The organism is Candidatus Enterococcus leclercqii, from assembly GCF_009933135.1.
GTDB lineage: Bacteria > Bacillota > Bacilli > Lactobacillales > Enterococcaceae > Enterococcus_C > Enterococcus_C leclercqii.
In genome coordinates this window covers 1-25,351 of sequence record NZ_MAEH01000009.1, presented here as the reverse complement: position 1 = coordinate 25,351, position 25,351 = coordinate 1, and the positions used below count along the sequence as shown (strand labels likewise).

General features: G+C 44.2%; 19 protein-coding genes and 1 pseudogene. 13 read left to right on the top strand and 7 right to left on the bottom strand.

Features of this window, described 5'->3' with window-relative positions; translation table 11 throughout:
* Positions 1-11: 11 nt before the first annotated feature.
* From BAU14_RS02400 to BAU14_RS02375, 6 genes are all read left to right on the top strand, one after another.
* Entirely contained in the window at positions 12-332 is a 321-nt protein-coding gene (locus tag BAU14_RS02400) for a hypothetical protein (protein WP_161898487.1), read from the top strand.
* Between the two features lie 169 nt (positions 333-501).
* On the top strand, positions 502-1,185 hold the full coding sequence (locus tag BAU14_RS02395; RefSeq protein ID WP_161898486.1) for an HAD family hydrolase: 684 nt from the start codon (positions 502-504) through the stop codon (positions 1,183-1,185).
* Positions 1,186-1,599: 414 nt separating this feature from the next.
* Entirely contained in the window at positions 1,600-4,305 is a 2,706-nt protein-coding gene (locus BAU14_RS02390) for a YhgE/Pip domain-containing protein (protein WP_161898485.1), read from the top strand.
* A gap of 373 nt (positions 4,306-4,678) precedes the next feature.
* Positions 4,679-5,194, top strand: a complete 516-nt coding sequence (locus BAU14_RS02385) for a hypothetical protein (RefSeq protein ID WP_161898484.1) — start codon at positions 4,679-4,681, stop codon at positions 5,192-5,194.
* Positions 5,195-5,363: 169 nt separating this feature from the next.
* Entirely contained in the window at positions 5,364-6,194 is an 831-nt protein-coding gene (locus BAU14_RS02380) for a Cof-type HAD-IIB family hydrolase (RefSeq protein WP_161898483.1), read from the top strand.
* A 333-nt stretch (positions 6,195-6,527) separates the two neighbouring features.
* Positions 6,528-8,351, top strand: coding sequence for an APC family permease (locus BAU14_RS02375; RefSeq protein WP_161898482.1), 1,824 nt, complete (start codon positions 6,528-6,530; stop codon positions 8,349-8,351).
* A 93-nt stretch (positions 8,352-8,444) separates the two neighbouring features.
* Here BAU14_RS02375 and BAU14_RS02370 read toward each other — a convergent pair whose 3' ends face one another.
* The 5 genes from BAU14_RS02370 to BAU14_RS02350 form a co-directional block, all read right to left on the bottom strand.
* Positions 8,445-9,113 (bottom strand): ABC transporter permease, encoded by a 669-nt coding sequence (locus tag BAU14_RS02370; RefSeq protein WP_161898481.1) that lies wholly within the window; start codon positions 9,111-9,113, stop codon positions 8,445-8,447.
* Between the two features lie 4 nt (positions 9,114-9,117).
* Entirely contained in the window at positions 9,118-10,044 is a 927-nt protein-coding gene (locus BAU14_RS02365; RefSeq protein ID WP_161898480.1) for an osmoprotectant ABC transporter substrate-binding protein, read from the bottom strand.
* Complete coding sequence (locus BAU14_RS02360) at positions 10,045-10,680, bottom strand: ABC transporter permease (RefSeq protein WP_161898479.1); 636 nt, start codon at positions 10,678-10,680, stop codon at positions 10,045-10,047.
* A 5-nt stretch (positions 10,681-10,685) separates the two neighbouring features.
* Positions 10,686-11,849 carry a betaine/proline/choline family ABC transporter ATP-binding protein gene (locus BAU14_RS02355; protein WP_161898478.1) on the bottom strand — a complete coding sequence of 388 codons (1,164 nt, stop codon included), beginning with the start codon at positions 11,847-11,849 and terminating at the stop codon, positions 10,686-10,688.
* Between the two features lie 570 nt (positions 11,850-12,419).
* Positions 12,420-13,316, bottom strand: a complete 897-nt coding sequence (locus tag BAU14_RS02350; protein WP_202622147.1) for a VOC family protein — start codon at positions 13,314-13,316, stop codon at positions 12,420-12,422.
* 187 nt (positions 13,317-13,503) lie between these two features.
* Here BAU14_RS02350 and queA point away from each other — a divergent pair, with 187 nt between their 5' ends.
* The gene (gene queA, locus BAU14_RS02345) at positions 13,504-14,538 is read left to right on the top strand and encodes a tRNA preQ1(34) S-adenosylmethionine ribosyltransferase-isomerase QueA (RefSeq protein ID WP_161898477.1); all 1,035 of its coding nucleotides are present in this window, start codon (positions 13,504-13,506) and stop codon (positions 14,536-14,538) included.
* An 812-nt stretch (positions 14,539-15,350) separates the two neighbouring features.
* Positions 15,351-17,999: a cation-translocating P-type ATPase gene (locus tag BAU14_RS02340; protein ID WP_161898476.1), complete on the top strand. Its 2,649-nt coding sequence runs from the start codon at positions 15,351-15,353 to the stop codon at positions 17,997-17,999.
* A 151-nt stretch (positions 18,000-18,150) separates the two neighbouring features.
* Here the strand turns inward: BAU14_RS02340 and BAU14_RS02335 are convergent, their stop codons facing one another.
* Positions 18,151-18,894, bottom strand: coding sequence for a DUF975 family protein (locus tag BAU14_RS02335; protein ID WP_161898475.1), 744 nt, complete (start codon positions 18,892-18,894; stop codon positions 18,151-18,153).
* A gap of 234 nt (positions 18,895-19,128) precedes the next feature.
* Positions 19,129-19,845: a DUF975 family protein gene (locus BAU14_RS02330; protein ID WP_161898474.1), complete on the bottom strand. Its 717-nt coding sequence runs from the start codon at positions 19,843-19,845 to the stop codon at positions 19,129-19,131.
* Positions 19,846-20,131: 286 nt separating this feature from the next.
* On the opposite strand from BAU14_RS02330, the gene tgt reads away from it, so the two are divergent.
* The 5 genes and pseudogenes from tgt to BAU14_RS02305 all read left to right on the top strand — a co-directional run.
* Complete coding sequence (gene tgt / locus BAU14_RS02325; protein ID WP_161898473.1) at positions 20,132-21,277, top strand: tRNA guanosine(34) transglycosylase Tgt; 1,146 nt, start codon at positions 20,132-20,134, stop codon at positions 21,275-21,277.
* 132 nt (positions 21,278-21,409) lie between these two features.
* Entirely contained in the window at positions 21,410-21,757 is a 348-nt protein-coding gene (gene yajC, locus BAU14_RS02320) for a preprotein translocase subunit YajC (protein WP_161898472.1), read from the top strand.
* Between the two features lie 56 nt (positions 21,758-21,813).
* The gene (locus tag BAU14_RS02315) at positions 21,814-22,086 is read left to right on the top strand and encodes a post-transcriptional regulator (protein WP_161898471.1); all 273 of its coding nucleotides are present in this window, start codon (positions 21,814-21,816) and stop codon (positions 22,084-22,086) included.
* A 255-nt stretch (positions 22,087-22,341) separates the two neighbouring features.
* Entirely contained in the window at positions 22,342-24,948 is a 2,607-nt protein-coding gene (gene adhE, locus BAU14_RS02310) for a bifunctional acetaldehyde-CoA/alcohol dehydrogenase (RefSeq protein ID WP_161898470.1), read from the top strand.
* 214 nt (positions 24,949-25,162) lie between these two features.
* Positions 25,163-25,351 (top strand): annotated as a pseudogene (locus BAU14_RS02305) (ISL3 family transposase); the annotation flags it as partial.

Sequence of the window (25,351 nt, the reverse complement as noted above, 5' to 3'; positions counted from 1 at the left end):
GAGGCAATATCATGACCAATGACCAATGGCAGTTGATTAAGGACAATTTTTCCGACCAGCGAGAATATATCGACGGCTACTATTATCGATTGCGGCACTTAGCAGACCAACAATACGAGTTGGCTTTGATCCATGGCGGCGTTTGTGGGGAAAATATTTATCATCCCCGCTTGAAACTGCGAGAAGACGACGGGATGTTAGTTCCAATCAGCCTGTTTGATAATTACAATCATCCGGTGACAAACTTGGAGTATCAGGATGCACCGGAAAAGTTGACGGACAGTATGCAAAACTTGATTCAACAGTTTCTGCAGGCCAAAGAACTGAGTTAATACCAAGCGATGCGGTGAGCTGAAAGGCACACCGCATTTTTTGCAGTGCTGACGAATTGACAACACGACGATTGCTAAGGGTGAATGGCGGATGGCATTTTTCAGAGCGGGTCTTCATTTTTTACCAAGAGATGTTGGAGCAAAACTGTAAGAGAAAGGATAAGACTAAATGTTGAAAATGATTGTATTTGATATGGATGGCTTGTTAGTGGATAGTGAGGCGCTTTATAAAGCCGGCTGGCTAAAAGTGGCTGCCGCTCATAATATACCGCTAACTGCGGCAGACTTGGCAGGTTGGAGCGGTCAAAGCTTACAGGTGACAACCGAAAAATTGATTGCGCTGATGGGATCAGCCCAAGTGGTGGAACAGCTACGCAAAGAACGAGAAATTTTTATCAGCCAACAACTAGCAGCAGACAAGGTTCAGCTAAAGCCTTATGGGAAAGAAGTTCTGACAGCTGCCCGCCAACAGGGATTGATTTTGGCGTTGGCGACGTCCACATTTAGAAAACGAGGGGAAGCCTTTTTACAAGCATTGGGGATAGCTGATTTTTTTGATTACGTGACCTTTGGGGATCAGGTGACACGGATGAAGCCAGATCCGGAAATCTATTTGACTTCGTTGGCAAAAGCGGGGCTGCGAGCTGAGGAAGCTATCGCAGCAGAAGATTCCATCGCGGGTGCCACTGCCGCTACCAAAGCCGGACTCCCAGTCGTCTTAGTGCCGGATCAGTCAGTCGACAGTCACTATACAGCTGCAGAAAAAGCTGACTTGAATATTTTACTAACAGGCACGAGTTTGAAGGTGCTGTTGGATTATTTGCAAAAAGATGCTGAAGGTAAGGAAGATTAGGCGTTGCGAGATATCCTGGCAATCTTCAACAGAAATGCTGCCAATCTCGTAGAAAGTGGCAGTGAAAGAAGCCGGCTGGTTTTTAGGAAAAACACCTGAATCTGCCTGCCTGTGATTGAAAGTACTTTGATCAATTTAGGCAGTCTTATCATTATCTTTTGAAGATTTTTCATGATAAATTTAAAGCAGAGATTAAGAAATTCGTTACTGGTCAGAAACGACTGCGAAAAGAGAACGCTTGCAAGTGTGACAGATTGTCATAAATGTCTAAAACCGCAAACCTTCACAGTTTCTTCCGTAGCCGGGAAACGTGTTTCATGCTAAAGTTTCTTAATGAAAAAAATGATGATGAAATTTGCGGGAACTGTTTACAGAGGAGACTCGCAACGACATATCACTTAAAGGATGATCAGGATGCAGCATATTAAAAATGTTTTTCACTTATACAAATTGGACTGGAAGCGGATCTTTAAGAGCCCAATGGCGGCTTTTCTGATTGTGGCGCTGATGATTTTGCCGTCACTTTACGCTTGGTTTAATATCAAGGCGTTGTGGGATCCATACGGGAATACTGGAGAGTTGCCGATTGCCATTTATTCTGATGATGCCGGGGCTAAGTTCCAGGATACAAAGGTAGAGATTGGCGACCAGGTCCTAGACACACTCCATGACAACAAGCAGCTGGGATGGCGCTTTGTGGATTCAAAAAAGGAAGTAACAGAAGGCGTCAAATCGGGAAAATATTACGCAGGAATCTACTTACCAAAGGATTTTTCAGAAAATCTGCTGAGCTTTGCTTCTGGCACGATTAAAAAACCGAAAATCGAATATTACATCAATGAAAAAATCAATGCTATTGCTCCTAAAATCACTGACAAAGGGGCGAGCAGTCTGCAAGAGCAGATTTCGCAGAATTTCATCAAGACAGCTAGTGATACAGTTTTAAAAGTCATGAACGAGGTGGGCTATGACATTGATGCCAATCTGGTGAGTATCAACAAGGTCAAGACGCTGATCTTAGAGACAGATGAAAATGCCGATACTATCGAAAAATATGCCCAACAAATCGTGGAACTCAACGGCAAAATGCCGGAGATCAAGGAAAAGATTGCTAAAGCCGAGTCCTTCAGTGATTACTTGCCTCAAGTAGATGAAATGGGTAAAAAATTAGTGGCACTCAATGACCGAATGCCGGAGTTGGAAAAACAAGCCGCCGTGATTTTGACATTGCAGGAAAAGATTCCTGAGATTCAAAATGCCGGCAAGCAGTTGGCGCAAGTTGATGCGGATTTCGATACGATTGAAGAAACCATGAACAATGGGATTACCGAAGCCAAACAAGGTTTAGAAATCCTCAAGCAGGTTCAAGAAATTCTACCGGATGTGAAGTCAATGGCAGCCAATGCCGATGACTTTGCCGGTCAGCTAAAAAATGCGGCGGGCAAATTGGAGGACACCTTGCCGACCGTTGCCCAAAACGCCAGCAGCATTTTGAGTGATCTGGTGTTGATTAACACTGAAGTCAGTGATCTGGCAGGCAAGATTAACGAAGCTGTCACTGACGGCCAGCTGACTCCTGAAGAAAAGACAGCTTTGTCTAATGTGCTGCAGGGAATGTCGGATCGCTTGAGTCAGCGGTTGAGCAACATCAATGCGCTGCAGCAATTTATTCAAGCCTTGCCCAACTATGCCAACAGTAGTTTGTTGCAAGATATCAACAACAAGCTGGAAAATGCCAAACCATTGATCAGTGGACTGAAAGAACGTGTTGATAATTTGAATACGGCCGTCAAGACCGGTTCTGTCGCAGATGTTCAACAAGCACTGGCAGCTGTTCAAGACGTCGCCAATAAATTGAACGGCATTTTAGGAACAATTGATGTCGACCAGATTGAGACAGAACTTGAGTCAGGACTGAGTAAAGTAATTGCAGTGATGACAGATGCCCAGAATGCAATCGGCAAAGCCCAACAGATTGACTTTGACAGTTTGTTGGCGGGAACTTCCAAAACGGTGGCTAATGCAGTCACATTGCTGGAGAAATATCAGAAGGAACTACCGGCAATCAAGCAGGAAGTTCATGATGCTAACGAATTGTTGAATGGCCACATGAATGAAATTGTCGCCGGCATCAATGAAGGGGCAGACTTGTACAACAATGAACTGCCACAACTGAAGGAAAAGCTCGCCTTAGCTGCGGATTTTGTGCAAAATGACTGGCCAACCATCGAAAAAGAAATCAAGAGTACCATGACGATGGTGGATGAAAAACTGCCGGAAGTGGAATCGGCATTAAAGATGGCCACCAATTTGATTGAAAACAATTGGCCAACATTAAAAGCAGGACTGCACAAAGCGGCTGAAGCCATCCGTAAAGGTGAGGAAAACGTCGATCTCGGGGAAATCATCAAGCTGCTGAAATCTGACGCCAATGCGGAAAGCGACTTTTTGACTTCACCGGTAGAATTAGTTACTAACCAAATGTATCCTATCGCAAATAACGGCTCTGCCAGCACGCCTTTTTATACAGCGTTGTGTTTGTGGGTAGGTGCGCTGTTGCTTTCTAGTGTTGCGACTACGTCCTATCACTTGGAAGACGAAGACAAGAAAAAATTCAGCAAGCGAGAAACTTTTGTTGCACGGATGCTGACCTTCTTGACTGAAGGTGTCTTCCAAGCACTGGTGGTTGCATTAGGGAATATCTTCTTACTGAAAGTGGATGTGAAAGAGCCGGTTTATGCGGTGTTCTTTACTCTGTTGGTAGGCTTGGCCTTTATGATGATCGTCTATGTGCTTTCGGCTCTCTTTGGCAATATCGGTAAAGGGATTGCCATCATCATTCTGGTGCTATCAATATCCGGCGGGGGTGGGAACTATCCGATTCAGGTCTCGGGCAAGTTCTTTCAAATGATCAACCCGCTACTGCCTTTCACTCATGCTGTGGATTTATTGCGGGAAGCCGCCGGTGGAATCTACTGGCCAAATGCGATCACGAATATTTGGATCATGGCGCTGCTTTTCGTAGGCTTTGGCGTAATTGGCGTGTTGATTTATCCGAAGTTAGAAAAAATGACCAGTAAGCTGGATGGAATTTCAAAAGAAAGCCACTTCTTCCATTGATAAAATGGTAGGGGCCGTGACAATCCTTGAGTCACCGTCTTGTGAAGCGAACAACAATACCAAACGTGAGCACCCAAAAGCCAAGTCCTTTCCACTGTTTCTTAATGGAGGGGACTTGGCTTTTCATTGTTAAAAATTTCAAACGCAGACTTTCCTTATATTATGGTGAACGGATTTTGACACAGAGAATGTTGCAACTGTTTTCTAACATAGACTGTCTTGTTTATACGATGAAACCTTCACTAGTTACCATTTAAAAATGCTTTTCGTCTAACGCCACTTTTTCTACAGGCGCTACTTCTTAGCTGCCAAAGCAAATCTGCTATACTGGTTTTAAGAGGATTTTTGACGGAAATGTTGTGGGAGGTGTGCTGTGGAGACTTATGTTGCAAAGTTCAGAGGCGGGGGTACGAGCTGCCAAATTAGTGATAATAACGGTGAAATAGTCGCTATTTTCAAAAGAAAACCGGCGGCGTTGGTTTTAAATCGCGTGCTGCGAATCTTTGGTCGCCTGCCCAATACCAGCCGAATCACATACTTGGACTCAAGGTTGGCTGGACAGCCCGCTACTTATCTGAAGCAGCAAGCTAGTGGCCCTTTCAGCCGCTTTCGTTTATTCAGCGCGGGACAACTGGCAGGGGACATCCGCCAGATTCCTGAGAGTCTCACTTTTCATTTGGAAGTCAGCTGGTTGCAGCGGCGCTTGAATGTTACTTGTGATCAAGACGCTGCGGAGTTTACTGTAAAAGAGGACAGAAAACAGGTGGCGAGCTTCGTTGTTCAATCTGGAAGCTGGGAGCCGGTATATACGCTTTTTTGTTTTGAAGCAGAGCTGCTGCCGGCTATTTTGAGTATCTTGGTGGCTTGTCAGATGATTTTATACGGCTGAGGGTAACTTGCACCCCTTGTGTGCTTGTTGGTGGCAAGTCTGACAGCTGGCGAGGGCAAGCCGTCTTTTTGCAGCGATTTTACATCATTGGTATGATAGGGGCAGCTGAGTAAACGAGCAGAAAATCGTTGACGAGCTGCTGAAGTTTTTAGCGAAAGGAAGAAAGAACATGACAACATCGGATATCCGTCTAATCATCAGTGATATCGACGGCACGATTTTAAATTCCCAACACCAGGTCTCAAAAAAATTGCAGGCGCTGATGCCATTGTTGCAAAAGCGAAAGATTCCCTTTGTCCTAACGTCGGCCCGCTCGCCGAAAGGAATGACTGCCATTGCCGATGAACTGACTCTCACGGCACCGCTAGCGGCTTATAACGGCGCCTATATTGTAGAGCAGACTAAAAAAGGCAGCTTCACCGAACTATTCAGCCGCCCTTTAGATTTTACCGAGGCCAATAAGGTAATTCAGCTGGCAGTTCATAGCTTTCCCGAGGTGGCGGTCAATATCTATTCAGCTGCCGAGTGGTTCGTCCCAACTATAAATAAATGGGTTCAACAAGAAGAAGCTATCACAGAAATGACGGCAAAAGAGGTCATTTTGCAAGATTTCTTGTCGAATCAGCCGTCAATCCACAAGCTGCTGTTTATCGGCTCAGATGAAGACATCGCCGCATTGGACGCGGCTATCGGCCGCTTGGTCTTGATGGAATCTACCAAATATCGTTCTAAAAGCAATTACTTGGAATTCACTGATAAAACGGTGTCGAAGGAATTGGCATTGCGGGAGCTGGCAGATTATTATCAGGTGGCACCAAATGAAGTCATGGCTATTGGTGATCATGACAACGACCTCAGCATGATCGCGGCTGCCGGCTTTGGCGTCGCAATGGGCAATGCCAGTGAAGCTTGTAAGGAAAAGGCCAATCTGATTACAGTAGACAATGATCATGACGGAGCTGCGGTGGCAATTAGTGACGCATTACAGCTAGAGCTTTGATGCTTGCTGTTGTCTTAATGAAAGGGTAATCGATAGCCGTACTTTTTTGCGGCAATGAACAGTGTGAACTTTTCAGAGACGTTGACGAATAGTCAGAGTCAGCCGCCTTTTTGGAGAAATAGAAATCACCGAGTGCACAGATTGTTACAGTTTGGTTGTGGCAATAAAAAATCATTGACTTTTAAGGTGGGTAAGCGTAGCATACTGTTTTGTTTGCAGAGATTTTTCAGAAAACAATTGATGCATAATTTGTTGAAATTGCGATCATCAGTATCGATAAATGAAATGCTGGTCGTTCGCACACATATTGGTGAAAAGGCAGAGGGATAAAAATTGAATTATTTAAAACGTTTGTTAGTGGGCCGTCCTTTGAAGTCGGCTGAAAATGATGAGCAGAAACTGAGCCGGTTTGCTGCATTGGCGCTGCTGTCTTCGGATGCGTTGTCTTCCATCGCATACGGGACCGAGCAGATCGTCGTGGTGCTGGTCACACTGTCGGCAGCTGCGATCTGGTATTCATTGCCAATCGCTGCGTTTGTCATCATTTTATTAGTGTCGTTGACGTTGTCTTATCGACAGATCATCCACGCCTATCCTCATGGGGGCGGGGCTTATGTCGTATCCAGTGAGAATCTCGGCAAGAATGCGGGCTTGATTGCCGGTGGGTCATTGTTGATTGATTATATGCTGACTGTCGCCGTTTCTGTATCGGCCGGCGCCGAGGCCATTACCTCAGCGATTCCGGCATTATTTGGCCATCAAGTGGCGATTAGTGTAGTGATTGTGCTTTTAATCATGATGATGAATCTACGAGGACTGCGGGAATCGGCGGGCTTTTTGATGGTTCCAGTTTACACGTTTGTTGCCGTCATCACGATTTTGATTGGTTACGGACTGTTTCAAATTGCCACCGGAGCGGCACCTTTTCATGCGACATCTGCGGTTGGGGCGGCGGTGCCGGGAATCAGTATCGCATTGATTCTGCGGGCGTTTTCTTCCGGTTCTTCTTCTTTGACCGGGGTGGAAGCTATCAGTAACGCTGTGCCGTTTTTCAAAAAGCCACGAGCTAAAAATGCCGCGTCGACATTGGCAATTATGGCAGCAATCTTAGGCTTCTTCTTTGTTGGAATTACCTTTTTGAACTATTGGTACGGAATTGTGCCGCAAACTGAAGTTACCGTTTTGTCTCAAATCGGGAAAGCCGTTTTCGGTCATGGCGTTATGTTTTATGTATTGCAATTTGCTACGGCTTTGATTTTGGCTGTGGCTGCCAACACAGGTTTCTCTGCCTTTCCAGTTTTGGCTTACAATCTGGCCAAAGATAAATTTATGCCCCATATGTATCAAGACCGCGGCGATCGCTTAGGCTACTCAAATGGGATCATCACTTTGGCTGCAGGTTCCATTATCCTGCTGTTCATTTTCCAGGGATCAACGGAACGTTTGATCCCACTGTATTCCATTGGCGTGTTTATTCCTTTTGCTTTGTCACAAACTGGGATGGTCATCCATTGGCGTAAGCGGGGCAAAGGCTGGTTGACAAAATCTATTGCCAATATTGTGGGAGCATTTATCTCTTATGCCATCATCGCAATCTTGTTTGCTTTTCGTCTGGCAGATATCTGGCCTTTCTTCATCATCATGCCAGTCCTTTTGTACGTTTTTTATCAGATTCACAAGCATTACCAAAACGTAGCCGAACAACTGCGCTTAGAAGACGAAGTTGCTTTGCATACCTATGACGGCAACACTGTTATCGTCTTGGTGGGTAATGTCACGCGGGTAAATGTCGGTGCATTGAATTACGCGCAATCAATTGGTGATTATGTGGTAGCCATGCACGTCTCTACGGATGAGGATGTCGATAAAGAAAAAGAAATCGAAGCAGAATTTAAAGCGAATTTCCCCGATGTGCGTTTTTCAGTGGTTCATTCCAGTTACCGTTCGATTGAAAATCCCATCATTCGTTATGTAGATTTAGTGAGCAAAAATGCGCGGAAGCATAACTATACGACGACGGTAATCATTCCTCAGTTCGTGCCGAAGCATCGTTGGCAGAACATCCTTCACAACCAGACCAGTCTGCGTTTGCGGATGCGCTTGTCTTGGCGGGAAAATATTGTTGTTGGGACCTACAGCTATCATCTGAAAAAATAGCACTTGTAAGGCGCTCTATATGCGGAAACAATGTAAAAAAACGCTCGTCGATAACGGCTAAAAGCTGTTGTCGACGAGCGTTTTTGCTATACCTTAGTCTGAAGTTTTAGTGGCTGGATCTAGCTTACGTTCAATGATTCCCAGTCCCCAGTCAGTGATGATAGCCATCAAAGCAGTAGGCAACGCCCCTGCTAAAATGATGGAAGCACCGTCTGTGGCGTTGGTTCCGCGGATGATGATATCCCCGAGACCACCGGCACCGACAAAGGCTCCGATAGCGGTGATTCCGATGGCGACCACCAGCGCATTACGAATACCGGCCATAATGACCGAAACAGAAAGCGGCAGCTCGATCATGTACAGTCGCTGCCAAGCGGTCATGCCCATTCCTTTGCCGACATCAAGAATATTTTTGTCGACTTGATTCATGCCGGTGTAGGTGTTTTTGATGATTGGTAAAAGAGAATACAAGAACACTGTTACGATAACGACATTTACCCCTAACCCTAATCCGATCATCAAAATCGAAATCATTGCCAATGAAGGCACTGTCTGAATGATATTTGCCAGACGAATGACCCAGTCAGCGATTTTGTGGTGACGGCTGATCCAGATCCCTAAAGGAATCGCCACAATGGCCGCAAACAGCACTCCATAGATGGAAATTAGAAAATGTCGCAGGAACTGGCTGAAGACATAGCTGCCGTTTTCCTTGAAGTAATAGAAGAACTGTTCGACCAAGTTCATATTTTGCAAGTCCATGTCCTCACTTCCCTTCCTCAAAATAGTTGTGTTTCGCCAAAAACTCTTGTGCTACCACTGTGGGTTCCACCAAGTTGTTGTCGGCTTCATAATTGAGTTTTTGCATCTCTTCAGTATCAATGGTTCCGGCTAATTTGGCGATGGCTTCTTTAACTTTGGGATCTTCTTTGGCTAGTTTGTCATCGATGATCGCCGCAGCATCGTAAGGCGGGAAGAAGTGCTTGTCGTCTTCCAGCATCACTAAATCATAACTGGCAATGCGGCCATCGGTGGAATAGCCCAATACGATATCCATTTTACCAGCAGAGACGGCGTCATAGACTAAGCCAATCTGCATCGGTAAGATTTTTTCAAAAGCAAAACCATATTCTTTTTTGAATCCGTCGTAACCGTCACCTTCTCTGGTAATCCAAGCAGTATCCACACCGGCTGTCAGTTCGCCAGCATGTTTTTGCAGGTCGCTAACGGTTTTTAAGCCATATTTTTCAGCTGTATCTTTACGAACCAGAAAAACATAGGTGTTGTCAAAGCCGTAAGAAGCCATGTAGGTCTGTTTGAAGCGGCTCTTGAATTCTTTTTTGACAATATCAAAGGCTTGCTTGGGATCTTTGACAGGATCCATGCCCAAAGTGGTGGTCAAGTCAGTACCGGTGTAGCGGGCGGCTGAAACTTGGGCGTCACCGTTCATCATCGCTTGATGGTTGATGGTGGTGGTCGCCAAGTTGTTGATGACTGTCGTATCTTTGTCTGTGTAATGTTCAATCATACCCGCCACCAGTGCCGCCAAAATCTGGGACTCTGAGGTGATGCCGCCAGTGATGGCTACGGTGTTGTCTGAAGAAGCACTGGCTAATCCCGGCAGTGAACAGCCGGCCAATGTCAAAAGTGAGACCAGTGTCAGCAATGCGGTATGGAATTTTCGTCTCATCATTTATTCAGCCTCCCTTACTGCTCGCGGGGTCAATTTGTTTTCCAGTTTGCCTAAAAGAAAATCAGCCAATAGTGCCAAGATCGTTACCGGAATGGTCCCGGCGAAAATCAACGGTGGCTGGTAGTTGTTCAAACCAGAGAAAATCAAATCTCCCAGGCCGCCAGCGCCAATATAAGAAGCCAATGTCGCCCAGGCGATGACGTAGACAGCCGCCAACCGAATCCCCGCCATGATTGTAGGCATCGCCAGTGGGAGTTCCACCATCCGAATAGATTCAAAATTCGTCATGCCCATTCCTTTGGCAACATCGCGATAGTTGGGATCTACGCCTTTCATACCGATAAAAGTGTTGCGCAAAATGGGTAAAAGCGAATAGATAAACAGGGCGATGACTGCCGGCAATTTCCCGACGCCGAAAAAGGGAATCATCAGTGCCAGCAATGCTAGTGACGGGACAGTTTGCAAAGCACTAGTAATAGAAATCACGATGCTGGCAGCTTTGGGTGTGCGGGTCAAAAGAATGCCTAACGGAACTGCAATCACAATGCCAAGTAATAGTGCAATTGCAGAGATATAGATGTGCTCAATTGATTTTGACAGAATCTGACTGCCGTATTCATTGAAAAAGTTCGTCATGAAACTCACGCCTCCTCTTTCGCAGATTCCACAGCCTCGCTAATGGTAGCTTCATCGCCCCAGAGTACGTCGTATACGATGTCTACCAGGGATGCTCGAGTCAGAATACCAACGACTCGATTGCGATCATCTACCACAGGAACGTATTTTAGTCCGCGCTTTAAAATCCGCTGTAAGACATTGCGCAGTTGGGTTTTCTGATTAACATAAAAGACATTGGGATTCAAAATGTCGCCAACACTGGATGCTTTGCCGCGCATTTTATCCATTGTTTCCACGTCGATAAAACCTTTAAGAACATCATTGTCGTCAGTGACCAACAAGGTATCTACCCGTTTTTCCCGCATCAGTTTGATAGCATCTCGCAATGATTTGCCTGGGGTGATAGTGACCGCTTTATTCAACATGACTTCTCCCACGGTTGTGGTGTCAGGTTTAGCCTGCAACAGCCGTTCTTCCCCAATCAATTCTTCGACAAATTCATTGGCAGGATGATGGAGAATATTTTCTGGTGTATCAAATTGAATCACTTTGCCTTTGCTCATGATTACAATGCGGTTGGCCAGCTTTAAGGCTTCATCCATGTCATGAGTGACAAATACGATGGTCTTGCCCAAACGTTCTTGCAGATCTTTCACTAAATCTTGCAGTGAATCACGAGTGATGGGATCCAAGGCTCCAAAAGGTTCGTCCATCAAAATGATGTCTTGATCTGCTGCCAAAGCTCGAACAACGCCAATCCGTTGCTGCTGTCCGCCAGAAAGTTCACTAGGATAACGATCTAACATTTCTCGGGGCAACTCCACGAGGTCAATCATCTTTTCCGCTGTTTCATTGCGGGTTTCTTCGTCGACTTTCAATAAACGCTGAACCAATGTGATATTTTCTCGGATGGTCATATGAGGAATCAGGCCGATATTTTGGATCACGTAACCAATTTTGCGGCGCAACTCAACCGGATTAAACTCCTGAATATCCTTGTCGTTGATTAAGATTTTGCCCTTTGTTGGTTCATTCATCCGGTTAATCATACGCATACAGGTAGTTTTTCCGGAGCCGGATGTTCCGATAAAGCAAATAAACTCCCCTTTATCAAAGGAAAGATTGACGTCTTCCACGGCAGTTTTGCCGCCTTTGTAGATTTTTGTGACGTGTTGAAATTCAATCATACTTTTTCACCCTCTATTTTCATTTTTTTCCTCGCAAAGCTACCGTCGTGATTTTCGACGGATAATGTACAGTTATGGACCGCCATTCTCGTTTTCACGTGGACCAGCAGGATGCAGGCGAGAATGCCGGTTCAAGTCAGGTTTCTTCCATAAAATGACAGCGGATTGTCTAAATTACGGCCGCTGTTTCTGCGAAGGGTCTCCCTTAAGTCTGGCAAAGTTCTGCAAAAAATTCAAACATCTTGATTTTATGTGAAAATGGCTTCTCATGAAAACTGGAAAAATTGTGCTTGCTATAACGGAATGGTTGATTTTTTCACAAACTTAAAAGTGAGACAAGACGAAGCTTGCGGGAAACTCGCCAACTAGACCGAGGAGGAAAAATAACAAGGGGTGCACATTAAAAAAAACTGAGAAGAACCTTTGATAAGGATTCTTCTCAGCTTGGAATGCTGATAAAAAATGAGGAACTAGCGCCTTTATAGCTTTAGTAGATAAAAATTCGACGCTTAAGACAGGCCACGAACTACAACAGCGGACAATGCCCATTGTCGTGACTTGTGCAGACAATCATCCCTCCTGTGGGTAGAGGTTTGCTTCGATTTCAGCCCGTTGATCTGCTAAAAACGGCGGCAAAGCAAAACTTTCACCCAATGATTCCAAAGGTTCATCAATAGTAAAACCTGGCGCCATTGTGGCAAATTCCATCCGATTGCCGCCAGGTTCTCGGATATACAGACTCTTGAAATAACCGCGGGAGATCATTTTCTCGATATTCCAACCTTGCGCTTTCGCTTTTTGGTGGAGGGCAGTCAGTGACTCGTCGTCGGAGACCGCAAAAGCGATATGATCGGCTGAGCCGCGACCCATGTGCATTTCTTCTGCAGTATCAGTCGGGAGGATATCCACAAAGTCGGTTTCGTTGAAGTGAATGCGTCCTTGATCATCTGTCTGCCAGTCTAAAAGTTTTTCAAAGAATGCTGCTGTAGCTTGTGGATCTTTTACGTGGATTTCCGACGAATTCAAACCGAGGATCTGGTACCTACCGGGAATATCGTTTTTCGCCCAACGCGCTTGCGGCAAAGGACCATCAGAGACTTCTGTCAGAATCACTGTCACGTCATCAGGATCATTGAAGCGAATCTGTTTATCTGTGAGCTCCAGTTGTACGCCAACTTCTTGTAATCGGTCTTTCCAGAAGGTGAAACTGCCGGCAGGAATTTTTAATCCAATCGTAGCAATAAAGTGATCGTTGTCATAACGATGACCTAAATGAGGCACGACAAAAAAAGTCACTACGGTTCCGGGACTGCCGGTGTAATCCCCGTAATAATAGTGGAGCATACGATGATTTTCCTGGTTAACGGTATTTTTAACAAAGCGCAAGCCCAATGTTTTTGTATAAAAGGCGGCATTTTGCTGGCCGTCTTTTGTCAGCAATGAGATATGGTGAAAAGGTGTCATCATGAGAAGTCCTCCAATTGGTCAAATTTACTTACTAATGATAAGTATAAAGAGTTTCCACAGATTGTGCCAGAAAACTGCTTGCAGTCGAAACCCACGGCAAAACATGCTAAAATAGCCAAGACGAATCGTGGGGAAATGAGCACTTTTTTTAGTTTCCCAATGAAAATAGAAGAAAAGAGTGAACTACATGAAGTTAACCACTGAAGATTTTGATTTTGAATTACCAGAAGAGCTGATTGCCCAGACACCATTGAAAGATCGTTCGGCGTCCCGGTTGTTGGTGCTAGATCACAAGACTGGAAAAATTGAAGACCAGCACTTCCATGATATCATCCATCAGCTGAATCCCGGCGATGCGCTGGTCATGAATGACACCCGGGTGCTGCCAGCGCGTTTGTACGGCGAAAAACCGGAGACTGGCGGCCATCTAGAAGTGCTTTTGCTGAACAATATTGAAGGAGACACTTGGGAGACCTTGATCAAACCGGCAAAACGCGCAAAAGTCGGTACTGAAATCAGCTTTGGCGATGGCCGTTTGACAGCGGTAGTCAAAGAAGAACTGGAGCATGGTGGCCGGATTATTGATTTTCACTATGAAGGCATTTTCTTGGAAACTTTAGAATCTTTGGGAGAAATGCCGCTACCACCATATATCAAAGAACGCTTGGAAGATCCCGAACGCTATCAAACGGTTTACGCGAAAGAAAATGGTTCAGCTGCAGCTCCGACTGCAGGCCTCCACTTTACCAAAGAGCTGTTGGATGAGATTGCAGCAAAAGGTGTGAAGCTGGTCTATTTGACACTTCATGTGGGGTTAGGAACTTTTCGACCAGTGAGTGTCGAGAATATTGCTGAACACCACATGCACAGTGAATTTTACCGCTTGACTCAAGAGGCAGCCGATCAGTTGAATGCGGTCAAAGCAGCTGGGGGTCGAATTGTTGCAGTGGGTACGACCTCGATTCGTACATTGGAGACCATCGGCACGAAATTCGCTGGGGAAATCAAAGCCGATAGCGGTTGGACGGATATTTTTATCACGCCAGGTTATCAGTTTAAAGTGGTGGATGCCTTTTCGACCAACTTCCATTTGCCAAAATCGACATTGGTGATGCTAGTCAGTGCCTTTGCCGGTCGGGAACAAGTCTTGGCAGCTTATCACCATGCAGTAAAAGAGAAGTACCGCTTCTTTTCTTTCGGTGATGCCATGTTCGTCAAGTGATTGCCAGACAATGTAAAAAAGATCAGAAAGAGCTACTGTAGTGAGTAGGCCCTTTCTGATCTTTTTCATAAGCATTATCGTTTTGAGACCAAAAAGTACGGCTTTTAGGACAAAAAGAGACCGGGCTCTCGAGGGCCCGGCCTTTATTTGATGGAAGGATTTGTCGGAAAGAGTTAGTTTGCAATTTATACATGCAAAGTAATAAATCTCTTGTCATAAACAAAAAACTTTGTTTTCACTACATTTTCTACGCTAAAATCATGTGGAACTATTTTGTTGTGTTAAATGTGTTACTGTTTGTTACGTATCTCTATTACTCTGATGTTGTACAAATGTGACAACCTGATGATACGCATTCACTATTTGTAAGTTTACCTCGCACATATAAATCTAGGTGAATCTTGTACTTCTAACAACTTTTTTACCTGTTTATTTTTACGCGATGCTTCTTCGAGATCTCCTTTCCGATAAATTCATCCCTTCCTTACACTCATAATATAGCATGTAATGTAATCGTTTACAAGTGATTTGCTTTAGTTTTTTGTACCTTTATTTCGAGTAGACCAATTTTATCGTAGCTTGCCGGTATCTAAAGGGTTTCAGAAGGGAAAACTGTGAAATAAAAGGTCTGTTGAAAAACTGCTGTGGGAAGTGGAGAGGAAAAAAGCGCAAGCAGCAGAAAATGGGCGGATAAACAATCATCAAATAGGAATAATTTGTGAAAAAATGGCAGATACTTTGTAATAATAAAAAATATCGTGTTATAGTAGAAAGGAAAAGGCAGCACTGGAATAATATAAGGAGGTATGTGCATGGAGTATTATAAAAAAACAATCCATGAAACAGAAGAATTGATTTCTTCACAAATTGAAGTAGGATTATCGGCAATTGAGGCCAACAAACGCTTAGAAAAAAATGGCCCCAATCGCTTCGATGAGGAGAAGAAGGAGCCTTTAGCCAAAAAGGTTCTCCACAGCTTGACGGACTTTACCACTATCGTTTTATTGGTGGCAGCGGCCATCTCCTTTTATACTGCAGTCGCTACAGATCACGGTGATTATTTTGAAGGGCTGTTGATTATTGCAATCGTGATTATCAATTCGGTCTTAGCTATTGTTCAAGAAGGCAATGCTGAAAAAGCGCTCTCCGCTTTACAAGATATGAATAAGCAGACGGCGCTGGTGATTCGTGATGGCAAGCAAATAGAAGTCGATGCCGAAAAGCTGGTGGTGGGAGATCTGCTGGTTTTGGAAAACGGGTCGATGGTTACAGCCGATGCTCGGCTAACGCAAACTTCGCAAATGCGTGTTGAGGAGTCCGCGTTAACTGGGGAAAGTGAGCCGGTAGAAAAAGCGGCCGATTTTGTAGCCGACCAAAAGCTGCCTCTTGGGGATCAGGCAAACATGATCTTTAAAGGTTGCACGGTAGTTAACGGGCGTGGACGCGGTATTATAACTGCGACTGGGATGCAGACTGAGATGGGGAAGATTGCCGGATTATTGGGAGAAGGCGGTAGTCAAACTACACCATTACAAAAGCGCTTGGATCAACTGGGCAAGCGCATCAGCATTTTAGCTTTGGCAGCCGCAGCGGTGGTCTTTTTGCTAGGATATCTGCAAAATGAAGATATTTTGGAAATGTTTTTAACTTCAGTTTCCTTGGCGGTTGCTGCGGTGCCGGAAACCTTGACGGTGATTGTGACTTTGACATTGGCTTACGGCGTCCAGAAGATGGCCAAAAAGAATGCCATCATCCGACGTTTGCCAGCTGTTGAAACACTAGGGACGGCCAGTGTCATTTGTTCTGATAAGACAGGAACCTTGACTCAAAATAAGATGCGGGTACGGCGGGTCTGGACTCACGGAGACGTGGTGACAGATGTGGAAGACCAAATGACAGATGAAGCAATGGAAGTCCTGAAAATCGCGACATTGTGTACAGATGTGTTAGTGGATATTAACGAAGATGGAGAAAATGACTACAGCGGCAACCCTACAGAGGTGGCGATTGTACGAGCTTTTGAAGAAAATTACCATACTAAAAAAGAACTGGATGAGGAATATGTCCGTATTGGGGAATTACCTTTTGATTCCCAGCGCAAGATGATGACTACCCTCCATAAAAAAGGGAAAAAATACCTCTCTGTCACTAAGGGAGCTTTCGATGTATTGTTACCTCGCTTTCGTTTTGGAGATGTTGATCAGGCGGCAATCGTCAATGATCGTTTTGGTAAAAAAGCGCTGCGGGTTATCGCTGTCGGCTATCGCGTCTTTGATGAAGAACCCAGTGAGATGACTTCGGAGTTTTTAGAAAAAGACTTGCAGCTAATGGGTCTGATTGGAATGATTGATCCGCCACGACCGGAAAGTAAGGGCGCTATCGCGAAAGCAAAAAAAGCCGGTATCAAAACAGTAATGATTACCGGCGATCACGTCGTTACCGCCAGTGCCATCGCGAAAGAACTGGGGATTTTAAGCAATAAAAAGCAGGCCATCAGCGGCACCCAACTGCAGCAACTGACAGATGAGGAGTTAGATGGCAAAGTCAAAGATCTGCGAGTTTACGCTCGAGTGACCCCAGAAGATAAGATTCGCATCGTCAAAGCTTGGCAGCGAACAGGAGCAGTAGTAGCTATGACAGGAGACGGTGTCAATGATGCGCCGGCTTTGAATGCCAGCGATGTTGGGTGTGCTATGGGAATTACCGGGACGGATGTCGCCAAGGGTGCGGCGGATATTATTTTGACAGATGATAATTTTGCGACTATCGTGGATGCTGTCGCTCAAGGTCGAACGGTTTATCAAAACATTCGCAAGGCAATCAATTTTCTACTGAGTTGCAATGTCTCAGAAATCTTTATTGTTTTGATTGCCATGTTACTAGGCTGGGGAGCGCCATTCACGGCTGTCCAGCTGCTATTTGTCAATGTCGTGGCAGATGGACTTCCGGGCTTTGCCCTTGGTCGCGAGCCGGCAGAAGCAGGAATTATGGATCAGGAGCCAATTCCTTCAAATGAAGGCGTCTTTGCTAGAGGTCTGTGGCAAAAAATTGCTATTAATGCAACGAGCTTCACAGTTGTCGCCTTGTTTGGTTATTATATCGGTCGTTTTGTCGATAGCATCAGCCACTGGGTGCCTGCTTCTCCAGAAGTTGGACAAACGGTTGCTTTTCTAGTTTTGGCCTACTCGTCTATTTTACACGTCTTTAATGTCCGTAGTAGCCGCTCGATTTTCCAAGTGAAACTTGCCAGCAACAAGTCATTGTTTGAGATGGCAGTGCTGGCGGTAGTGATTACGACGGCAATCGCCTTGATTCCAACGACACAAGCCTTATTCAATCTGGTACACATTAGCCTGAATCATTGGATGCTGGTTGGAATCTTGTCCATTGTACCGATTTTCGTTAATGAGATGATTAAATTTCATTTTTCTGCAGATGAAGAAGAACCAAAAGAAGCGTAATAATCAAAAAGGATGGCGACAATCGTTGAATCATCCTCTAGAGTACACCTCATCAAACGTGAGCTAATAAAAGACAAGCCTCTTCCACCGTTTTTAGGGGAAGTGGCTTGTCTTTTCGTTAGTTATCACTGGAAAGGAGTGATGGGACAGCTTAATAACTATCTGCTTCGTTAGGCAGAGCGTTGTAAAAGGCTGCCATTGTCGCTTTGTAATAGGGAATGAACCACAGCATACCGATAACAGTGATGCTGGCTAAAATGCCCCAACCGATAAAGCTTAGCTGCAAGACGAAGAGTTTCCATTTGTAGCCTTTCATCAAGTTGCGACTAGCCGTGATGCATTCCAACGCACCGGGTTTTTCACCAGTTCCTTCATAAATATCGTAGTAAACAAAATAGCTTTGAGAATAAGCAAATGATTTGATTACACCAGGAATGATAAAGAGGAGGGTCCATAGATAGCTGAAAATCGAGATCAACAGCATCGTTGCGATTAATCCCCAGATATAAGGGGAACGGAAACAGCGAAAGGCATCGATAACTTGATAAGGTTCATTTTTGCGGCCTCGGATAGCATCAAGAAACGTAAAATTCGTTCCAGAATCCAGCACTACCTGAAGTAGCCCAGCTAACAGTGAGATCAAAAATGTCTTGCCAAACTGTGCCGAAAGTGCCAAGACAAAGGCAGTATCAAGAGTATCGCTTTGAACGACAGAGTCCAGATAGTCAGAAGATAGCAGCGTACCCACCGTCACGGGGACGGTTAATATCATAATGATTGCGATGATGATCAGACCGGGTACCAGCGTCATTAGAATTGCGCCGCCCCAACGTCCAGCCAAGGCATTTTTAGCTTCTTGTTTCAATTCTTTTCGAGATTTTAATTGGTCATTCATAAAGTTTTCCCTCCCTAACACATTGCTGGCGACTGTTTGTAAGTCGCTAGATTGAGTATAGCAAATCCCAGTGCTTTTGACACTTGTATCGGAATTCGAATAACTTTAGTGACGATCCTTCTAAAAAAACAAGCACGCAGACTGTTGGAAATCAATTTCATATTTAAGACTGGGTTAGTCAAAGAAAACGAAAAAAACCTGGCAGGAAACACCTGCCAGGCTTTTTTAACGAAGTCAATCTAAGATGACTTCGTTGGGAAGATTGTTGTAGAAGGCGGCTTTTGTAGCTGAGATATATGGATTCAGCCACAGGTAGCCTAAGAAGAAAGGAATGGCTGCCAAGATGTACCAACCAATGAAACTTAGATCCAGTAAAAATAGTTCCATCTTGTGACCATCCATCAGCTTGCGACTGTAGGTGATACAGTCTAAAGCACGGGGCTGTTGGCCAGTTCGTTCCACGATATCATAATAGACATAGGTGGCTTGTGAGTAAGAATAGTATTTGACAAACATTGGAATCACAAGTAAAAGGGCCCACAGGCTTAGGAAGATTGCTGATAACAAAGTGATCAATAAGATACCTACAAAGAATTTGCCAGAAAAGGCTCGCAAGGCATTAGGCAAAGGTTCAATATCGTTGCGCTGCCCCCGCAAGAGTTCCAGATAGGTCCAATTAATCCCACTGGCAAATAATGCACCGATAATAGATCCGACGAGGCTACCACCGCTACTGCCAGTATTGCCGGATTGATCGGAAAGCGCATCACCCATTTGATTAGCAAAATTAGGCCAATCAAATTTTGAGGCAACGATAAAAACAGGAATTAATAATATCAGCAAGACGGCAATCTGAATAAGTGTCGGAATTAAGTTAAGTAGTACAGCTTTGCTCCAACGTCCAGCCAAAATAGATTTGGCTTCGTTTTTCAGTTCAGCTCTGGTTTTCATATGATTTGCTCCTTTCTTGTTTAAGTTAATTAATTAATGTATGGATAAATATCTCCATACTTTATTATCAGTATAGCAGATTTGTCGAAAATTCCTGTTGCCGGGGCTTGAATGATAAATATTCATGAAAACTCGCGAAAATGCCAGCTTTCACAGGATTTATTAAGAAAACTTTTGTGCTATTTACTTTTTGTCAGTGAATCAGTATGATAGGTGAGTTGAAGAGCACTCACCGACAACAGTATGGTCTGTTCGGTGGAAGACATATATGAAAGTAGGGTAAAAAATGCCGCAACCAGCCATTTCTTATCGTTTGATAAAAAAAGAAAAACATACCGGAGCACGTTTGGGAGAAATCATTACGCCTCATGGAACATTCCCGACACCGATGTTCATGCCGGTAGGAACGCTGGCAACAGTGAAGACTATGTCGCCGGAAGAACTTAAGGAGATGGGAGCAGGGATCATTCTCAGCAACACCTATCATCTGTGGCTGCGACCAGGAGAAGATCTGGTTGCCGAAGCCGGTGGACTGCACAAGTTCATGAACTGGGACCAGCCAATTTTAACTGATTCTGGCGGTTTCCAGGTCTTCTCGTTGGCAGACATGCGCAACATTGAAGAAGAGGGTGTCCACTTTAAAAATCACTTGAATGGTGCACCGTTGTTCTTGTCTCCGGAAAAGGCTATCGACATTCAAAATAAATTAGGCTCGGATATTATGATGAGCTTTGATGAGTGCCCGCCCTTTGATGAAAGCTACGACTATGTTAAAAAGTCAGTTGAGCGTACCAGTCGTTGGGCAGAACGAGGCTTGAAAGCTCACGCTAATCCGGCTCGTCAAGGATTGTTTGGTATCATCCAGGGGGCAGGTTTCGAAGATCTTCGTAAACAAAGTGCCCGAGACTTAGTAGGCATGGATTTTCCTGGGTATTCTATCGGTGGGTTATCCGTAGGTGAGCCAAAATCCGAAATGAATCGGGTCTTGGAATTTACTACGCCGTTGATTCCAGAAAACAAACCCCGCTATCTGATGGGTGTAGGGGCAGCGGATTCATTGATTGACGGTGTCATTCGCGGTGTCGATATGTTCGACTGCGTATTGCCAACACGAATTGCTAGAAACGGGACCTGCATGACTTCACAAGGACGTTTAGTAGTAAAAAATGCGAAGTATGCCCATGATTTCCGGCCAATTGATGAAAAATGCGACTGCTATACTTGCCGTAATTACAGCCGCGCCTATATTCGTCATCTGATTAAATGTGATGAAACCTTTGGAATCCGTTTGACCTCTTATCATAACTTGTACTTTTTGTTGAATTTGATGAAGCAAGTGCGTCAAGCAATCATGGATGATAATCTTTTGGAATTCCGCCAGGCCTTCTTTGAAGAATACGGATTCAATAAAGAAAACGCCAAAAGTTTCTAAACTTCACACAAAAATCATAGTGAAAATGGCGAATCTTTGTTATAGTGTTTTTTGTACACTACAGCGGGAACCGGTTTCTTTAATACGGTTGGCTGTACTATGTAAACAATCAAAATTGAGGTGAAATATTTTATGGAATTACTGATCCCTATCGTCTTAGTGGGTGTGATGTGGTTTTTCATGTCCCGTTCAACTAAGAAACAACAACAGGAACGTCAAAACACATTGAACGCAATGAAAGCCGGTGATGACGTGATTACGATTGGCGGACTGCACGGCGTGTTGTCAGAAGTCAACGACAAAACAGTTGTCTTGGACTGCGAAGGCATCTACCTGGAATTTGAGAAATCCGCTGTCAAAACAGTTAAACCCGGAACAACTGCTGTAACGGACACTGTTCAAACAGAAATCGTACCTGAAGCAACTGTTGAAAAGACAGAAGCTGCAGAAGAAGATATCACCGAAAACGACAAAGACTAATCCTGCCTTGTGCAGGATTTTTCTTTTAACTTTTAACTTTGAAGAGGAGTGTACAGATGCGACTGACAGACAGGTGGTATTTCGGCGGTGTTTTGAAGCGGAAAGCGGCTGAATTCCACAAATCAGGCTATCCCCAAGTAACAACAGAAGAACTGTGGGCATACTGTCAGGAGTATCTCTGGCCAAAAAGACAAGCACTAACTCACAAGACGCAAAAAAGACTGCTGGCATTGATCACACCCCATGATTTTTTTGATTACCAACAGATTAAGATTCGGACTCATCAAAATAGTTTATCTGAATTAGGAGACCTTTCAGATCTATTTTGAGAAAACATGCGCAATCTTTTATAACGTAAAAAAAGTTTAAAAAAAAAGCATTTACGCCGAAAAAAAGGTGTAAATGCTTTCTTTGTTTATCTGACAACCTTTTGAATTCCTTGATATAACGCCAAATTTCTGGTTTTTAAAAAAACTGTGAAAAAGTTCACACAAAACTATTTACAAGTCAGATTCTTTCGTGTATTATTCGGTGTGTGAAATAGTTAACAAAGAAAATACGGTCCACAATATAGGAGGATGACAATGGCTAAGACATTGGAAAAAGACGTAAAGACTGTAGATGTAGATACAGTAATCGACGAACTGGCGGCCAAAGCAAATGCAGCTGCAAAACAAATGGAAAACTTCACGCAAGAGCAAGTTGACCATATCGTTCACGAAATGGCAATGGCTGCGTTAGATCAACACATGCCTTTGGCGAAAATGGCAGTTGAAGAAACTGGTCGTGGAATCTACGAAGACAAAGCAATCAAAAACATGTACGCGTCTGAATATATCTGGAACTCTATCAAGCACGATAAAACAATCGGCGTAATCAACGAAGACAAACAAAAAGGTTTGATCGAAGTTGCTGGCCCTGTCGGTACTGTCTGTGCAGTAGTTCCTACTACTAACCCGACTTCTACCACAATCTTCAAAGCGATGATCTCACTGAAAACAGCAAACTCAGTAATCTTCTCTTTCCACCCATCAGCACAAGCTTGTTCTGTTGAAGCAGCTCGTATCGTTCGCGATGCAGCCATTGCAGCAGGGGCGCCTGAAAACTGTATTCAATGGATTGAAAAAGAAAATGCATCAATTGAAGCGACACAAAAATTGATGAACCACCCAGGTGTGGCAATCGTTTTGGCAACTGGTGGTCCTGGCATGGTAAAATCTGCTTACTCAACTGGTAAACCAGCGTTGGGTGTAGGTGCTGGTAACGTGCCGGCTTATATCGAAAAAACAGCAAAAATCAAACGTGCAGTCAACGACGTAATCGTTTCAAAAACTTTTGACAACGGTATGATTTGTGCTTCTGAACAAGGGGTTATCGTTGACCAAGAAATCTACGATGAAGTAAAAGCAGAATTCGAAGCACACCAATGTTATGTAGTGAAGAAATCTGAACTGCAAAAATTGGAAGATGCGGTAATGAACGAAGGCAAATACGCAGTTAATCCTGCAATCGTTGGTCATCCGGCAGTTGAAATTGCAAAATTGGCAGGCATCAAAGTTCCAGCAGGGACTAAAATGCTGATTGCTGAATTGGAAGGCGTGGGTGCTGATTATCCATTGTCTCGCGAAAAATTGTCTCCAGTCTTGGCAATGATGAAAGCTGAAAACCACGAACACGGTTTTGAATTGGCTCAAGGCATGCTGGAACTGGGCGGTTTGGGACATACAGCAGTAATCCACACAGAAGACGAAGACCTGCAATTGCAATACGGTCTGAAGATGAAAGCTTGTCGTGTATTGGTCAACACTCCTTCAGCTGAAGGTGGTATCGGGAATATCTACAACGAAATGATTCCTTCATTGACACTGGGCTGTGGGTCATACGGCCGCAACTCCGTATCGAAGAACGTATCAGCTATTAACCTGATCAATGTGAAGACTATCGCGAAACGGAGAAATAATATGCAATGGTTCAAATTACCTTCAAAAATTTACTTTGAAAAGAACTCTCTGTTGTACTTGGAAAAAATGGAAAATGTTGAACGGGTAATGATCGTTTGTGACCCAGGCATGGTGCAATTCGGTTATGCGGATACAGTACGTGAAGTTTTGGCTCGCCGCAAAAACGACGTGAAGATTGAAATCTTCTCAGATGTTGAACCAAACCCTTCAACTAACACTGTTTACGCTGGTACAAAAGTTATGGTTGATTTCCAACCAGATACAATCATCGCATTGGGTGGCGGTTCTGCAATGGATGCTGCCAAAGGGATGTGGATGTTCTATGAGCACCCAGATACTTCTTTCTTCGGCGCAAAACAAAAATTCTTGGATATTCGCAAACGGACTTACAAGATTGAAAAAGCAGTAAAAACACAATTTGTATGTATCCCTACAACGTCTGGTACCGGTTCTGAAGTAACACCGTTTGCCGTTATCACTGACAGCGAAACACATGTGAAATACCCATTGGCTGACTACGCCTTGACCCCAGATGTTGCCATCGTGGACCCTCAATTCGTATTGTCAGTACCGGCTTCTGTAACAGCAGACACTGGGATGGACGTCTTGACTCATGCTATCGAATCTTATGTATCTGTTATGGCCTCTGATTACACTCGTGGCCTGAGCCTGCAAGCAATCAAGCTGGTCTTCGACTACTTGGAAAAATCCGTGAAAGTCGGCGACATGGAATCTCGTGAAAAAATGCATAATGCATCAACAATGGCTGGGATGGCCTTTGCCAATGCTTTCTTGGGTATTTGTCACTCTATCGCTCACAAAATCGGTGGGGAATATGGTATCCCTCACGGACGGACCAATGCAATCTTGTTACCGCATATCATCCGTTACAATGCGAAAGATCCTCAAAAACATGCGATGTTCCCTAAATATGACTTCTTCCGCGCAGACACTGACTACGCTGACATTGCGAAATTCTTGGGTCTGAAAGGTGAAACAACTGAAGAGTTGGTTGAAGCTTTGGCGACTGCTGTCTACGAATTGGGTAAAAAAGTTGGCATCGAAATGAGCATCAAAGCGCAAGGCGTAACGAAAGCAACGTTGGATGCAACGGTAGATCGTATGGCTGAATTGGCTTACGAAGACCAATGTACAGGTGCCAATCCAAAAGAACCATTGATCTCAGAATTGAAAGGGATCATCATCGAAGCTTACAACGTGAAAGCGTAAGTTTCCTCCACAAAACTGAAATACGGTACTTCCAACCACCCCGCAGCTTCTTAGCAGCTATGGGGTGGTTTTTTGGTTCTACAATATTTAGTGTTGGTGGAAAATCTCCGATTTTCTTCCAACACTTTTTTGTATGCAAAGTATAGAAAAAGAGATACCCAAATTGATAGAATGAAGTCGACTAAAACACACTCACCAAGAAAGGGATATCTCCATGGACTATTCTACAAGAATTTTGACTGGTTTAACAGATGAAAACCTATTTTTTGATACAAATTGGCTGGAAGAGCGTCAGGAAAATGATCTTCCTATTCTGGTCATTAAAGGGCAACTATCCTATACACCTTTGGCCTGTACAAAATGTGGCGTTAAGAATGAGGGGCAAATCATCAAAAACGGGACG